The 13,449-nt window shown below is 59.4% G+C and carries 13 protein-coding genes and 1 pseudogene; 6 read left to right on the forward strand and 8 right to left on the reverse strand.

Going from position 1 to position 13,449, the window contains the following annotated elements:
- Window positions 1–3: 3 nt before the first annotated feature.
- A complete protein-coding gene (locus tag FP026_RS05885; RefSeq protein WP_149633712.1) occupies window positions 4–1,197 on the reverse strand; it encodes an acyltransferase family protein in 1,194 nt (397 codons plus the stop codon).
- Window positions 1,198–1,971: 774 nt separating this feature from the next.
- On the opposite strand from FP026_RS05885, the gene FP026_RS05890 reads away from it, so the two are divergent.
- The gene (locus FP026_RS05890; RefSeq protein WP_149633713.1) at window positions 1,972–2,223 is read left to right on the forward strand and encodes a ribbon-helix-helix domain-containing protein; all 252 of its coding nucleotides are present in this window, start codon (window positions 1,972–1,974) and stop codon (window positions 2,221–2,223) included.
- Window positions 2,223–2,585: a type II toxin-antitoxin system RelE/ParE family toxin gene (locus FP026_RS05895; protein ID WP_149633714.1), complete on the forward strand. Its 363-nt coding sequence runs from the start codon at window positions 2,223–2,225 to the stop codon at window positions 2,583–2,585. The genes FP026_RS05890 and FP026_RS05895 overlap by 1 nt, the downstream gene beginning before the upstream one ends.
- Window positions 2,586–2,712: 127 nt before the next feature.
- Here FP026_RS05895 and FP026_RS05900 read toward each other — a convergent pair whose 3' ends face one another.
- From FP026_RS05900 to FP026_RS05910, 3 genes are all read right to left on the reverse strand, one after another.
- Entirely contained in the window at window positions 2,713–3,282 is a 570-nt protein-coding gene (locus FP026_RS05900; protein ID WP_246665260.1) for a hypothetical protein, read from the reverse strand.
- Between the two features lie 51 nt (window positions 3,283–3,333).
- The gene (locus FP026_RS05905; protein ID WP_348642307.1) at window positions 3,334–4,257 is read right to left on the reverse strand and encodes a HEPN domain-containing protein; all 924 of its coding nucleotides are present in this window, start codon (window positions 4,255–4,257) and stop codon (window positions 3,334–3,336) included.
- Between the two features lie 63 nt (window positions 4,258–4,320).
- Complete coding sequence (locus FP026_RS05910; RefSeq protein ID WP_149633715.1) at window positions 4,321–5,031, reverse strand: hypothetical protein; 711 nt, start codon at window positions 5,029–5,031, stop codon at window positions 4,321–4,323.
- A gap of 160 nt (window positions 5,032–5,191) precedes the next feature.
- Between FP026_RS05910 and FP026_RS05915 the strand changes: the two genes are divergently transcribed.
- The 4 genes and pseudogenes from FP026_RS05915 (at window position 5,192) to FP026_RS05940 (ending at window position 8,223) form a co-directional block, all read left to right on the forward strand.
- On the forward strand, window positions 5,192–5,404 hold the full coding sequence (locus tag FP026_RS05915; protein WP_149634093.1) for a helix-turn-helix domain-containing protein: 213 nt from the start codon (window positions 5,192–5,194) through the stop codon (window positions 5,402–5,404).
- 587 nt (window positions 5,405–5,991) lie between these two features.
- Window positions 5,992–6,460 (forward strand): annotated as a pseudogene (locus FP026_RS30915) (type IV toxin-antitoxin system AbiEi family antitoxin domain-containing protein); the annotation flags it as partial.
- Window positions 6,461–6,613: 153 nt separating this feature from the next.
- Complete coding sequence (locus FP026_RS05935) at window positions 6,614–6,991, forward strand: helix-turn-helix domain-containing protein (RefSeq protein WP_149633716.1); 378 nt, start codon at window positions 6,614–6,616, stop codon at window positions 6,989–6,991.
- Complete coding sequence (locus FP026_RS05940) at window positions 6,991–8,223, forward strand: type II toxin-antitoxin system HipA family toxin (protein WP_149633717.1); 1,233 nt, start codon at window positions 6,991–6,993, stop codon at window positions 8,221–8,223. The genes FP026_RS05935 and FP026_RS05940 overlap by 1 nt, the downstream gene beginning before the upstream one ends.
- Before the next feature lie 581 nt (window positions 8,224–8,804).
- Here the strand turns inward: FP026_RS05940 and FP026_RS05945 are convergent.
- Genes FP026_RS05945 through FP026_RS05960 form a run of 4 tightly spaced genes read right to left on the reverse strand, consistent with a single transcriptional unit; the run spans window position 8,805 to window position 13,443 of the window.
- Window positions 8,805–9,716 carry an ABC transporter permease gene (locus FP026_RS05945; RefSeq protein ID WP_149633718.1) on the reverse strand — a complete coding sequence of 304 codons (912 nt, stop codon included), beginning with the start codon at window positions 9,714–9,716 and terminating at the stop codon, window positions 8,805–8,807.
- Window positions 9,713–10,813 (reverse strand): ABC transporter permease, encoded by a 1,101-nt coding sequence (locus tag FP026_RS05950; protein ID WP_149633719.1) that lies wholly within the window; start codon window positions 10,811–10,813, stop codon window positions 9,713–9,715. The genes FP026_RS05945 and FP026_RS05950 overlap by 4 nt, the downstream gene beginning before the upstream one ends.
- Window positions 10,810–12,333 (reverse strand): ABC transporter ATP-binding protein, encoded by a 1,524-nt coding sequence (locus FP026_RS05955; RefSeq protein ID WP_149633720.1) that lies wholly within the window; start codon window positions 12,331–12,333, stop codon window positions 10,810–10,812. The genes FP026_RS05950 and FP026_RS05955 overlap by 4 nt, the downstream gene beginning before the upstream one ends.
- 9 nt (window positions 12,334–12,342) lie before the next feature.
- Window positions 12,343–13,443, reverse strand: coding sequence for a BMP family ABC transporter substrate-binding protein (locus tag FP026_RS05960; RefSeq protein ID WP_149633721.1), 1,101 nt, complete (start codon window positions 13,441–13,443; stop codon window positions 12,343–12,345).
- Window positions 13,444–13,449 lie beyond the last annotated feature (6 nt).

Consider the following 13,449-nt stretch of genomic DNA (forward strand, 5'->3'; position numbering starts at 1 on the left):
CAGCTATTGCAGATCGGAGGTTTGGACGGCGTCGCCGTGATCATGGGCATCACGGCGAGAGAGCGCCGTTTGGTATATTTTCGCATCGGTTCGCCGTTCCCACGGTTCGCCGATCACGGCAGCCGGCGGATGGATGCGGTCGACATAGGGGAAATGGCGCTTGAGGCCATTCAACGGCTTTTCGAAAAGGCGCCAGGAGATCGAAGCCAAAGCCAAGGTCGCGACACTTCCGACGATCAAGCGGCCGAAACCCTGTTCCGAGACGTTGACCGGAATCAAGGCCTGAGCCTTGATGATCAGCGAAAGTACGATCGGATGGAAGAGGTAGATGCCGTAGCTGACCCGCCCGGTGGCGGCCATCGGCGGGGATTCGAGCACCTGGCCAAAAACCGACCGAAAGCCGGAGGAGGCGCCACCGACCAGCATGGCGAGCGGCACGAGTGGAAAAACCTCCGCGCCAATCCAGATGAACCAGTCGAGAACCGGTGTTATTGGATCGGGTCTCAGCGAGAGTGCCACGGCGGCGGCGGCCACCAACGGCATCCAGCCTCGCCGCATCCAACGCGGCCAGGCCTGTGTCCTCTCGCGATAGGCTGCGAGCAAGGCGCCGCCCGCCAGCGCATCCATCGAGGCCGAAGGAAGCAGGTCGCGCACCAGCGATGGCGTTCCCGTCAGCGGCCAGCAGAGGCGATAGGCGAGCGAGCAGGCTATGACGGCAAGACAGAGGCGCTCGATCATCCGGCGCGGCGCCAGTAGGATTAGCAGCGGCCAGACGATATAGAATTGCTCCTCGATGCTGAGGCTCCAGGTATGGCACAGGACCCAGGGCGTCCATTCGCCGCGCAGGGCATACCAGTAGTTTGCCAGGTAGAGCGCATGCCATTTCAGACTGCCGGTGCCTCGAACGCCTTCAAGATTGATGACCCACACCAGCGCCAGAACTGCGAAATAGGGAGGAAATATGCGCAGCGCGCGACGGATATAGAATGCTTTCAATGCGGTGGCCGGCTGGTAGCGGGCATCGGTTCGTGCCTCCAACAGCAGTCGCGTAATCAGAAAGCCGCTGAGTACGAAGAAGAGACGAACGCCTAAATGGCCCCAGATGGAGCCGTCGGCCGCGAAAAAATGTGCATAGAGCACCATGGCAACGGCAATGGTTCTCAGGCCGTCCAATTGGCGGTCGCGTATATTCGGCATAAACACCCCCGGCTTTCAGCCTATTTCGGACCCCTCATTGACGGCGCCAGCTCCCCGATATTCTGCGGCTTAGATGCTCTTCTTCTTTACGCACCACATGGACCCGATCAACTTGCCAGGCGACCCTTCGAGACGTCCGAACGGAATCCGGCCAAACTTGGGCAGTTCCGGGCTGATAAGGCAGCGATTGATCACGTGTTTGAAACAAACGGCCATGTTTCAAAAAAATCGCAGAAGTATCGCCTCTCGTACGGCCCAACGTCTTCGTCATTCACAAGGCAGGTTCGTGCGCTTGCGGTAAGAGCGGACCAAGTGCCGCCGCAACGTAATGTTGGGCGCGCCTCCCATCGGTCAACCCTTTGCTTATATTATGCAATTATCGCATGACTTCAGAGCTGTGAGACATCCCTGAGCTGTGATCTCAGCCATATTTTTCGGTTACCTCTGCTTTATTCAATCGCCGGTAGACAAGGAGTTTCAAGCGTCCTTGCATCAACGCTGTACCAGACGTTTAACTTGGAGATGGGGACCTTCCGATAGGGCTTTGTCGCATCCGCAATATCGCGGCGGCTGGTACTTGGCATCGTGAACGTGTTGAATGCCATCAGCCAAAGGCGTGTCCGTGTGACACCTGAGAACCGACGGTTCTCTGCCGAGGACTTGCTGATGTGGAGCCCGGGGCACCCGCACATTCCCATATAGGCGTGTTGTGATGAATATTGACAATATATGCTACGCATCCCACAATTAAGGTGTAACGAAGGGAGAGTTCTGATGGCGTCGGGTAGCATTCATGTGAAGGTCAGTGGTGCGCTACAGGACCATATTCAGCAGCAGATTGGCGACGACGGCCTCTATGAGAACGCCAGCGAATACATTCGCGCCTTGATCCGTCGTGACCTGCAAACCCGTGATGAGGCATGGGATGCGCTTCAGAAAGAGCTTGCACCTGCCTTACGGGCGGACGATAGCGAATTTGTCACCGTCATCGCCGAGGACGTCATTCGTCGCAATAAGCGCCGCTGATCATGGCTTATCGGTTCTATCCGCGCGCGGATGCGGCGCAGGACAAAATCTGGCGGGATACCGTTGAAAAGTGGGGCGAGAAGCAGGCGGTGACTTACATCACTGGCTTGCATACGCATTTACAGCGGTTATGCGAGGAAAAGGCGATCTGGCGAAAGCTCCCGCAGCGTCTTGCCGTGCCCGCCGATGTGAAGCGCGAGGCCTACTTCAGCCGCTACGAGCATCACTATGTCTTTTTCCGGGAAATCGATAATGGCGATCTCGGCGTAATGAGCATTTTGCATGAACGCACGGATGTGCCGGTGCGTCTTGCCGACGACCTGGCGGCCCTTGTCGGGAGAGCGGAGCATTTCAAGGCGTAAGGCTGGGCGCGGCCACCATAGCCGGGCTTGGGCGACCACGGCATTCGTTGAGGTGGGGTTTCACGCTGTCGTGGCCGGGTCCGCAGACTGCGGTCTTTGCGCCATCCCAAGCGGTTTGCTATCACCGCTAGCGGCGTGGACGAAGTTCTTTGCTGACGGGTCTATTCAACAAGCGTTGCACTTCCGCCTCGACACGGTTGAGCGAAAGCCCTGCCACGCCAAATCTTTCATGGAGCGACGTCAACAACGGGAGCATGCATTCGGCCAACCGGCTCTCGATATCGTGGGCAGAAAACTTTGCCTCAAGCACGGCTTCATCGCTTCGCGCCGCATAACCTTCGACAAGCAGATCACTCAGCGGGTTAGCCCAGGAGCGCAACACGCGACCGCGCAGGCCCGTGAATATGGCGCGGAAATGAACCGTCACGACTGTATCGGCCTCTTTGCGAAGGAGCGATGCAAGCTTTTCCGCGTGCAACAGAACCTCGCCCATTCGCCATAGGGGAAGCGTCGTGTCGAGGATCGTTCCGGCGGGGAATGTCTCCGCACCGTCTTCCTGATAACCCCGGATCAGGAACATGCGCCTCGAAGGCGCCGAACGCCAGAAATCGCAATGCGCAGGATCATTAAACCCGCGCTCGAGTTGCGCGTTCTTAACCCCTGACTCGGCAGGGGCGAGGCTCGGATTTTTATTCATGAGGACGATTGACGCTCAGGCATCCTGATGGCCATGGTACGGCTCAGTCTCTTACGTTCCTGCGCGGTCGAACCCATTGAGGTGTGCAGCGCAGATTGCGGCGGCAGTTTCGTGCAGCACCTTCACACGCTCGACCAGCCAAGTCAGTTCTTCGTCGGTGATTTCGTAGCGGTGCGAATAGCGGGCCTCGACATAGGCCCGATCAAGGCGGGCAAAGCACTGCCTGGCAAAACGGCTCTCGCGGGGCCAGGCCGCAATCAGCTGGGGCGCGACCCGCTCCGCATGCGTGCGCAGAAAGGTCAGCCGGTGGGATTTCGGGCTATAGAGCGTCAGAACAAGCAGGGTGCCATGATAGAGCCGTTCGACGGTCTGATGCAGGTCGAAGGCTGCTTCCTTGCCGTAGCCACGCCCGATGGCCTCCTTCGCCAGTTCGAAGCGATGCGTGGCGATTGGGAACCAGTGGTCGAAATGCCGACGCACTTCAGCCTTGGCGGCCTCCGGGTCCAGCGGCTTGGGTTTGGCGAGGGGAAGACCCGGCGTCCCGTAGAGCAGGATGCCGTCGCGTGCGATGTCCACGAAGAAGGGCCGACCGCGCGCGAGTTGGTTATTGAGGTGCATGATGGAGTGAACGATGAAGTTGACCGGCGTTGCCAGATGTTTTGTGACCGTCAGTTCCCGCAGGAAGCGATCCGCAGCCCGGTACCAGAAACGTGGATCGGCAAAGGTTTTGGTACTGACGACGACGAGTACGTTATATTCGGAGCGATCATCGCTTTCGCGGTCCTCGACCCAGTCATCGCGTGCATGAGAGCCGAAGAGAAGCAGTTTAAGGATACGTCCGCCTTTCTCCTTGTCTGACAGCTTGCCCTTTTGCGCGTCCTCGAATTCATCGAAAAGGATTCGTGCAACCCGTTCCAGTTCACGGCGCTTGTTCTCGGGAAGATGACCGAGGCGTTCAGCAAGCGTCACAGACACGGCAGCCTCCGGTGCAAGTGTGCCATGGAGGCTTTGCCGTTTTATTCCCTGCGAGCGGGCTTTTCATGAAGCGCCGCCATTGGCTCCGGGGAGCCCTTTACGGTCGCTGCCGGGCATGACGAGACCCGGCTGCAGGACCTGCCCGATGCGCACCAGATCGGCCATCGCCGCACGCACCTGTAGCCAGGGGAACTCCGGGCATTTGTCGAAGTATTCGCCGGCGCGCAGGATCGCATCAAGCTTGCCGGCCACACCGGCAAGCGTCGCGGCCGGCGTAGCCATCAGGGCGTCGGCCAACTTCATTTCCATGCGGTCAGATAAGATCTCTGCTTTCTCGGCCCGACTATATCCCAAAGCGTGATCCAGACAATCCCAGGCTTCCTGCCGCTCCCGGAAGGCTATTATTGCTTGTGTCCTCACGGCCTGATGCACAGACGCATCGCCGCATATTCGATCTATGTCTTCCAGACTGAAAGCACGAACCGGCTCCTTTTCTCCGGGCAGTGTGATTTCCACCTGCGGAAATCCGACGGCGGCGACCATCCGGCTTTCAAGGTCCAGCTGTATTTTCCAGAGGCGCTGCGTTTCATTGTGTGCCGTCAGCCATTGCTGCCAAAGGTCCAACGCAGGATCGGAGGCGGCATTGCAGGTCAACGCCTCGGCGGCGTCCGCGCCATAGTCAAACGGCCACATCGCCGTGGCTGCGATCGTGCCCGTCAGCAACATCCTGCGCGTGACGGAAGACAAAGTCGTGGTATCGTCCGAATCAGCCATTGATCCGAGCTCCTATCAGCTTGGGTTGTGGTCAGGTTGGGCGGAGTGTTCCCGCACTCTGCTCAGCTGCTTGCACGAACAAAATTATATCACTGATATAATTTGACGGCTCTAGAAATTATGTCAAGGTAATAATTTGATCACAGAAGAGCAAATACGAATGGCACGAGCGGCACTGAGATGGGGCGTCCGAGATTTGGCCCGCGAAGCTCATGTGACAGCAGCGACCATTACACGTATTGAAGCCGGCAAATCGGCACATGCTTCCACGCTAAAGACCATTCAAATGGCGTTTGAAGCCGCTGGTATCGAGTTCATCCCGGAGAACGGCGGCGGTCCGGGCGTGCGATTGGCGAAGAAAACCAAGCGTTGATGAAGGGTGGGCGAGATGAGCCCCGTCTTCGCGGCTGGAGGAGCGGGGCTTAAGACAATCCTTCAAGATTGCGCCGCCACCGTTGTCGCGCGCAACTCGCCAGTCTTGACCGCGATCGATAACGGAGAATCATCCTTACCAATGGCAAAATAGCGATCGAGAGCGTCGATATTTCGTTTCGGACGCGGCCGATGCTCTGCGATGTCGCGGACGAAATGGTGCTTGAGACCGGGTCGAACGGACAGGCTGAGGCCATCGTGACGTATAATGTCAAGGATTTCCGCCCGGCGCTCGAATTGGGCGTGACCGTGATAACACCGGCAGAGATTGTCAGGAGACTTAACACATGACGCGGACCCAACGTTACAGATACCCGTTGCAACTGCCGCAGTCGCTCAAGGACACGGCGGCGCGTATGGCACAAGCAGACGGCGTATCGCTCAATCAGTAGGTCATCTCTGCGGTCGCGCAGAAGATCGGGGCGGTGGAGACGGCCAGTGAATTCCTGAAAGCGCGTGCAGGCACGATGAAGCGCGGTGCGCTGAGAGGCTTGCTGTACAAAGCGCCGGATGTGCAGCCGCTGAAGGAAGACAGCATGGGGACTTTATCAACTCTCCGATGCGGCCCTCGACGTTCACCACAGTCTCCCTGAGGTGGCTAAACGGGTTCCGAAGGGCGTGGTTTGCCTCGTTTCGGCCCTGTCGTTCCACGGGTTGACTGACCAACTGCCGAGGAGGTTTGGCTCGCCCTGGGTCAGAAGGACTGGTCCCCGAAATCTGATGGCACGCCGATTCGGCTGGTGCGTTTCACAGATCGTCTGCTGGCCGAAGAGGTTGAGACCCACCCTGTCGAGAGGGTGCCCGGGAAGGTCTTCGGCGTCACAAAGACGATCGCCGATTGCTTCCGGTATCGGAATAAGATTGGCCTATCCGTCGCGATAGAAGGCCTTCAGGAGGCGCTGCGCCAGCGCAGACGACGCCGGGCGAGATCGCCAAGCAGGCGGAGCGAGAGGAGGTCGGCACGGTCATTCGGTCCTATCTCGAGGCGCTGACCGCCAAGGCTAGGAAGAGCAGGAATAAGATTCTCCCCCAAGATGCCGAAACGAAACGCTCACGCTTCCGGAGGTACGGCTAGAAATCTTGACCAAGGCGGTAATTAGTCATATATGACTAATTGAACGCTATGTTGCGCCAGATATGGATGATTGAGATGGGTTCTCCTAAAGCAAAACCCGCACTGGAGCGGCTGGGCCAGGATATCCGCAACGCGCGGCTGCGGCGTGGCATCGCCGTGGCGGATCTCGCTGTGCGTGCGGGAACCTCGCCGAGTTCCATCGCCCGCCTTGAACGAGGCGATCCCGGCGTTGCCATCGGAACTCTGGCCGACGTTCTTGTTGTGCTGGGACTTCTCGAGCGGCTCGCTGACCTGATCGATATCCGCAAGGACGATCTGGGGCTGGCACTGGCAGCGGAGCAAGCGCCACGGCGGGGCCGCTCCTTCGCAGCAAGGCTGAAAAAGCAGAAGGCTCAGGCAGCGGAAACGCAGGATCGGCAGGATGTTGTGGACCCTGACGGGGCGTCCTTCTGATGACCGATTTCGTCGCCCATGTCGCGCTTGGCGAAGGCCGGACAACGGTGGGCCAGTTGCGTTTCACTCATACGGGGCCACGGCAATTCTCGACCTTCGCCTATGGCGCCGAATGGATCGAAAATCCGCGTGCCTTCGCCATACAGCCCGATTTCCCTCTTGAGGCCGGTCCATTCCACACGTCGGGACAGCCCGGCAACATGCGCGACGCCTTGGCGGGCGTTTTCGCCGATGCGGCTCCGGACAGTTGGGGACGCAGGCTACTCGAACGCGCCTATGGCAATGGCCTCAACGAATTCGAGTATCTGACGCTTTCCGACGATACCTGCCGCCAAGGCGCGTTGCGCTTTCTGGATGACAAGGGCGAGGTCATTCGCGGCAAGGCAGCGGACGCTGTTCCGCGTCTGGTCGATCTCGAAACCATCACGGCGATCGCGCGGGCCTATGAGCAGGGCAAGGAAATATCGCCCGAGGAAATGCAGGCGCTGGCCGGCGCCGGCGGCTCCGGCGGCGCTCGCCCCAAAGCCAACGTCAGGGACGGCGATGCGCTGTGGCTGGCGAAGTTCACCTCAGTCCACGATCAACAACCGATCGAGCGCGTGGAGGTCGCGACACTGCGCCTGGCGGCGGCCTGCGGTATCCGCACGCCCGAGACACGGCTGGAACTGGCGGACACGCCGTTCCCGGTCGCGCTGATCCAGCGGTTCGACCGGCGTGGGGCCGCACGGATTCCCTACATCTCCGCGCGCACAGCACTCGGCAAGACGGGGGCGGAGCTGGGCTCCTATACGGAGATCGTGGATTTCATGCGGGCTTACTCACCTGATCCTTCCGAAGATTTCCGTGAACTCTACCGGCGTCTGATCTTCACGATCCTCGTGTCCAACAAGGACGATCACCTGAAGAACCACGGCTTCCTCTATGTGGGGGCGGGTCAGTGGCGCTTGTCGCCGGTGTTTGACGTGAATCCGGCGCCGGACCGCAACCCGCACCTCGAGACGGCGATCCTTGAGGGAGGGGCCCATGACCGGTCGATCAATCTTGCCCTGGAAGCCTGCAATTTTTTCGAGATTCCCGAGGCCGAGGCACGGGAGACGATCCGGAACATGGCGGAGCGCATCTCAGACGGATGGCGGGAAGCCTTCAGGCAGGTTGGCGTCTCTGGCGCGTTGGCGCGCGACTATGAGGCCGCTTTCATTGGCGCCGAAAGGGAGGTCGCGCATGGACTTTAATTCAGATATGACAGGTTATTACCATTTAGACGTCAAATATGATTGTACCGATGCTTGTTGGCTTTGAGGATCTGTAGGGAGGGCTCAATGGTCATAGGACGACCCCACGAACATGAAACCGGGTATGCTCACGATCTCGAAACGCTTTCGTTGATACTGCCACCTTGGAGCGATTTTGATTGGGGCATGCTGAACGGCAAGCTGAGCGCGTTACGATGGGTGATGGGAAGCGAGTGGGATTTTCTCGATACGTGACGTTGATGCTCTGAGTAGGCATGGCAATGGTCAGATGGGTCTGATAGAGTCGCTGACGGTACTTTTTGGCGCTGAGTCTTCTGAGCTGTTCGCGCGACCGAAACTGGAAAATTGCGCGATCGATATCGACAGATACCGAAATCACGCAGAAAAATTTTCAGCCAAATTTCCCTGAGAAAACAACACTGTAACCTTTTGACGGCCCCTACGTTGGCAACTTCTCTCCCTCAAGAAATATTTACACGTAATTTCAAGGGGTTGCATGATTTTTAACAATCGCGTGGGTTTCCCGCTGGAATAGCACAAACCGGGCGGATGATTTCGGCTTACCGTTCGAACGGCTCGCCGAGGGAGGCGACGCCATTGAGCTTCAGCAGGCGGCGATCTGCCGAGATGATGCCGAGGACGATGATCGTCACGAGATAAGGCAGGCATGCCAGCAGCTGCGAGGAAACGGCAAGTCCGCTTGCCTGGGCGGCAAGCCCCATCAGCGATACCGCGCCAAACAGGCAGGCCCCTAAGAAGATCCTCAATGTCAGCCAGGTTCCAAAGACGACGAGAGCAATGGCAATCCAGCCACGGCCGGCGATCATGCCGTCCGCCCAGAGCGGCGTGTAGATCGTCGCGGCGTAAGCGCCGGCAAAGCCCGCCATCATGCCACCGAAGGCAACCGCGGCGAAACGGATTGCGATGATGGGATAGCCGATGGCATGGGCAGCTTTCGGATTTTCGCCAACGGCGCGCAGGACAAGGCCGATCTTGCCGTAAGCAAACAGCGCCCAGATGCCCAAGGTCACGGCAAGCGAGATCCAGACGACGATATCCTGATTGAAAAGGCCGCCGATCGCGGGAATTTGCGAAAGCCCGGGGATCGCGATCTTCGGCAGTGTGGTGACGGTTAGGCTCTCATAGCTCTTGCCGAACAGCGCCGAGAGGCCCTGGCCGAGGATCCCGAGCGCAAGACCGGCCGCAACCTGGTTTGCGTTGAAGCCGAGAACGATACCGGCAAAAATCATGGAAAGCAGAGCGCTTCCGAGACCGGCCGCAAGGAAAGCCAGAAAATGGCCGCCCCCATGATAAACGACAATGAAGGCGATGACGGCACCGAGCGCCATCAAGCCTTCGACACCGAGATTGAGGACACCGGCGCGCTCGACGACAAGCTCACCTAAGGCTGCCAGTAGAAACGGCGTTGCGGCTGCCAGCATGCCCGCGAGGATGAACACGGCGGCGCTCATGATAGACTCCTGGCGGACATGGGACGCCATGCGATGCGATAGCGCACGAAAGCCACGGCGATGAGATAGATGAGGAGCAGGCTGCCCTGGAATACGCGGACGGCGGCGATCGGCAGATTGGCGGAGACCATGGCATTGTCGCCGCCGATATAGAGCGCTGCCATGACGATCGAGGAAATAACGATGCCGATCGGGTTGAGACCGCCGAGATAGGCAACGATGATGGCCGCGTAGCCATATCCCGTGGAGATGGAACGCTGCAACTGACCAAGGGGGCCGGCAACTTCGGCAGCGCCGGCAAGACCGGCGGCCGCGCCGCCTATCATCAGCGAGAGCCAAATTGCCCAGCTCTCCTTGAAGCCGGCATAGCTCGCAGCCCGGGGAGCCAGTCCGCCGACCTGCAATTTGTACCCGGCGAAGCTTTTCTGCATGAAGATCCATGCCGCGATCGATAGGCCGGCCGCGAGGATGAGCGAGACGTTGACGCGCGTTCCTTCGAACAGGATCGGCACCATGGCATCGTACTGGAACATGACCGATTGCGGGAAATTGAAGCCGTTCGGATCCTTCCACGGGCCAAGAAGCAGATAATTGAGCAATTGTGCGGCGACGAAGCTCAGCATCAGCGAGACGAGGATTTCGTTGGCATTGAGCCTGATGCGCCAGAAGGCGGTCAAGGAGGCCCATAGCGCACCGCCAATGGTGCCAAGCAGCAGCATTGCCGGCCAGATCCATTGGCCCGTTGCCTGCGGCATCCAGATGGGTATGGCGGAGGCGAAGATTGCGCCGACAATGAATTGGCCCTCGGCGCCGATGTTGAAGACTTTCGCCCGAAAGCCGATCGCCAGGCCCTGTGCGATCAGAAGCAGCGGACCGGTCTTCAGCAATACTTCCGAGAAAGAGGCCCAGGAGAAGAACGGTTCGATCAGCATCGCATAGATCACCGCTGCCGGATCACGACCCATCGCGATATAGAGGCCGAGATTGAGTACGATGGTGACGATGAGAGCGATCGGCGGTGCGAGCAACTTCGCGGTGAACGAAGCCCGTTCCCGGCGGACAAAGGTGGGCAGGGTGACGGAGAAGGAACTGCTCATGCGGATAGCTTTTCCCGTTGGGATTGTGCGCCGATCATGTATCGACCGATTTCTTCCGGTCGGATATCGCGTGTGACGAGCGGCGGGCTCAGCGTGCCGTGGTAAAGGACCTGGATAAAGTCGCTGAGCTCGAACAGTTCCTCGAGCTCCTCGGATATGACGAGAATGGCCATGCCTTGATTGCGCAGTTCGATCAGCCGCTTGCGAATGGCAGACGCCGCTCCGACATCGACGCCCCAGGTCGGTTGGGCAAGAAAGAGCAGATTCGGCGCGAGCATGATTTCACGTCCGACGACGAACTTCTGCAGGTTTCCTCCGGAAAGCGAGCCGGCTTCAGCCTCCGGGCCGGGCGTGCGCACGTCATAGTCCCGGATACACTCAGTTGCGAAGGCGGTGGCCCTGGTGCTGTCGAGGAGGCCATGTCGCACAAGCTTCAAGGGATGAGCCGTCAGCAGGCTGTTGAGCGTCAGCGACATTTCGGGGACTGCGCCATGCCCGAGCCGGTCTTCCGGGACGAAGGCAAAGCCCAGTTTTCGACGGCTGGCGGCGTCGAGGCTACCCACATCCCGTCCCATCATGAAGATCTGGTCGCGCTTGTCTCGAGGTAGCGGCGTTTCCCCCGAAATCAGCGCGGCAAGTTCCTTTTGTCCATTCCCGGAAATACCGGCAATGCCCAGAATCTCGCCGCTGCGCACGCTCAGGCTGATGGTGGAGAGCGGCACCGCGAAGGGATCGTCCGGCCGGTGATCGAGTCCAATGATCTCCAGGCGCTTTTCGCCCTCGGCCAAAGGCAATGCGGGTATCGGCTCCGGCATCTCGCGGCCGATCATCATGCGGGCGAGATCATGGGCGTCATGCTCGCGCGGATCGACATGCCCGGTCACGCGCCCGCCGCGCAGGATGGTCGCACGGTCGCACAATGACTGGATCTCTTCCAGCTTGTGCGAGATGAAGAGGATCGACACGCCGCCGTCGCGCAGGCGGCGCAGCGTATCGAACAGCTTCCCGACGGCCTGCGGCGGCAGGACCGATGTCGGCTCGTCAAGGATCAGCAGTTTCGGATTGGTCATTAGGCATCGAATGATTTCCACCCGCTGCCGCTCGCCGACCGACAGTTCGTGCACATGGGCCAGCGGATCGACTTCAAGCCCGAATTCATCTCCCAGGGCGCGGATGCGCTGCGCAAGTTCGGCCCTGCGGCCAGAGACGATCAGGCGGATGTTTTCGACCACCGTCAGGCTCTCGAACAGCGAGAAGTGCTGAAAGACCATCCCGATGCCGGTACGCCTCGCCTCCGCGGGAGAGGCAAGGCTGAGAGGCTGTCCATGCCAGGCGACGGTCCCGTCGTCCGGTTGTTCGACGCCGTAGATCAGCTTCATCAGGGTCGATTTGCCGGCGCCGTTTTCTCCGAGAATGGCATGGATCGAGCCAGGAGCCACGTCCAGATCGATATGCTGGTTAGCATGGACCTGGCCGTAGCTTTTGGAGATGCCACGCAGCGACAGCAGCGGAATGGTCATGATGGAGACTTACTTCGGCAAAGGCGTCTTCACACCTTTGACGTGCCAGTCCATCGCGACGATCTGGGCATCCGTCAATGTCGCGCCCGAAGCCGCTCCTTCGCTGCCGTCGGCCTTGGTGATCGGGCCGGTGAACGGCGAAAAGCCGCCGCTTGCGATCTTGCCTTCGGTTTCCTTGATCTTTGCCATGGTATCGGCCGGGATTGCCGTGCTCCAGTCGACGACCTGGACGACCTTCTCCGCGACGCCGAGGAAGGCATTGGCGCCTTTGAACGTGCCGGCGAGATGGGCATCGACCGAAGCTTTGAAGAAGGGCGACCAGTCCGTGGAGATGCAGCCGAGATAGGTCTTCGGCGCATATTTCTTCATCGAGGAATTCAGGTTGAAGGCATAAACGCCGGCTTCCTCGCAGGCTGATATGACCGAGGGCGTATCCTGAGCGTTCGAGAAGATCACGTCGCAACCCTGCGAGATCAATGCCTTGGCGGCCTCCTGCTCCTTTGCCGGATCGAACCAGGAATTGACCCAGACGACCGATACCTCGATGTCGGGCTTGACGGCCTGCGCGCCGAGCGTGAAGGCATTGATCGACGTGATCAGTTCGGGAATGGCGAAGGCGGAAACAGAACCGAGCTTGCCCGTCTTGGAGACAGCGGCCGCCGCCATGCCAAGCAGATAGGTTCCTTGAAAATACTTGGCGGCGAAGGGCGAGAAATTCGGTGCGACCTGGAAGCCGGAGGCATGCAGGACGGTCACCTTGGGGTTGCGGCGGGCAATCTGAAGCGCGCCGTTCTGATAGCCGAAAGATCCAGCGATCAGGAAATGGTTTCCATCGGCGACCGTCTTGTTCATGATGCGGTCCGCGTCCGGACCTTCGGCAATGTTCTCGATTACCGTCACCTTGACCTTGTCGCCATAGGCGGCCTTGATCGGATCAAGGCCGGCGGCCAGCGCGTGTCCCCAGCCGACATCGCCGATCGGCGAGGGCACGACGAGCGTGATGCCGAGCGGCTCGGCGGCTGCAAAGGCGGAGCGGCCAGTAAAGGCCGTTGCGAGGCCTGCGACAGCCGCGCTCTTCATCAATGTTCTACGGGTCAGATTCTTCTGCATCCCAGT

The organism is Martinezella tropici (assembly GCF_008370325.1).
In the GTDB taxonomy this organism is placed as follows: domain Bacteria; phylum Pseudomonadota; class Alphaproteobacteria; order Rhizobiales; family Rhizobiaceae; genus Rhizobium; species Rhizobium tropici_B.

Excerpts from the sequence above, each read along its gene's own strand:
- FP026_RS05945 (WP_149633718.1), bottom strand. The coding sequence starts at position 9,716 with ATGAGCGCCGCCGTGTTCATCCTCGCGGGCATGCTGGCAGCCGCAACG.
- FP026_RS05890 (WP_149633713.1), top strand. The coding sequence starts at position 1,972 with ATGGCGTCGGGTAGCATTCATGTGAAGGTCAGTGGTGCGCTACAGGAC.
- FP026_RS05955 (WP_149633720.1), bottom strand. The coding sequence starts at position 12,333 with ATGACCATTCCGCTGCTGTCGCTGCGTGGCATCTCCAAAAGCTACGGC.
- FP026_RS05940 (WP_149633717.1), top strand. The coding sequence starts at position 6,991 with ATGACCGATTTCGTCGCCCATGTCGCGCTTGGCGAAGGCCGGACAACG.
- FP026_RS05960 (WP_149633721.1), bottom strand. The coding sequence starts at position 13,443 with ATGCAGAAGAATCTGACCCGTAGAACATTGATGAAGAGCGCGGCTGTC.
- FP026_RS05950 (WP_149633719.1), bottom strand. The coding sequence starts at position 10,813 with ATGAGCAGTTCCTTCTCCGTCACCCTGCCCACCTTTGTCCGCCGGGAA.
- FP026_RS05910 (WP_149633715.1), bottom strand. The coding sequence starts at position 5,031 with ATGGCTGATTCGGACGATACCACGACTTTGTCTTCCGTCACGCGCAGG.
- FP026_RS05935 (WP_149633716.1), top strand. The coding sequence starts at position 6,614 with ATGGGTTCTCCTAAAGCAAAACCCGCACTGGAGCGGCTGGGCCAGGAT.
- FP026_RS05885 (WP_149633712.1), bottom strand. The coding sequence starts at position 1,197 with ATGCCGAATATACGCGACCGCCAATTGGACGGCCTGAGAACCATTGCC.
- FP026_RS05915 (WP_149634093.1), top strand. The coding sequence starts at position 5,192 with ATGGCACGAGCGGCACTGAGATGGGGCGTCCGAGATTTGGCCCGCGAA.
- FP026_RS05900 (WP_246665260.1), bottom strand. The coding sequence starts at position 3,282 with ATGAATAAAAATCCGAGCCTCGCCCCTGCCGAGTCAGGGGTTAAGAAC.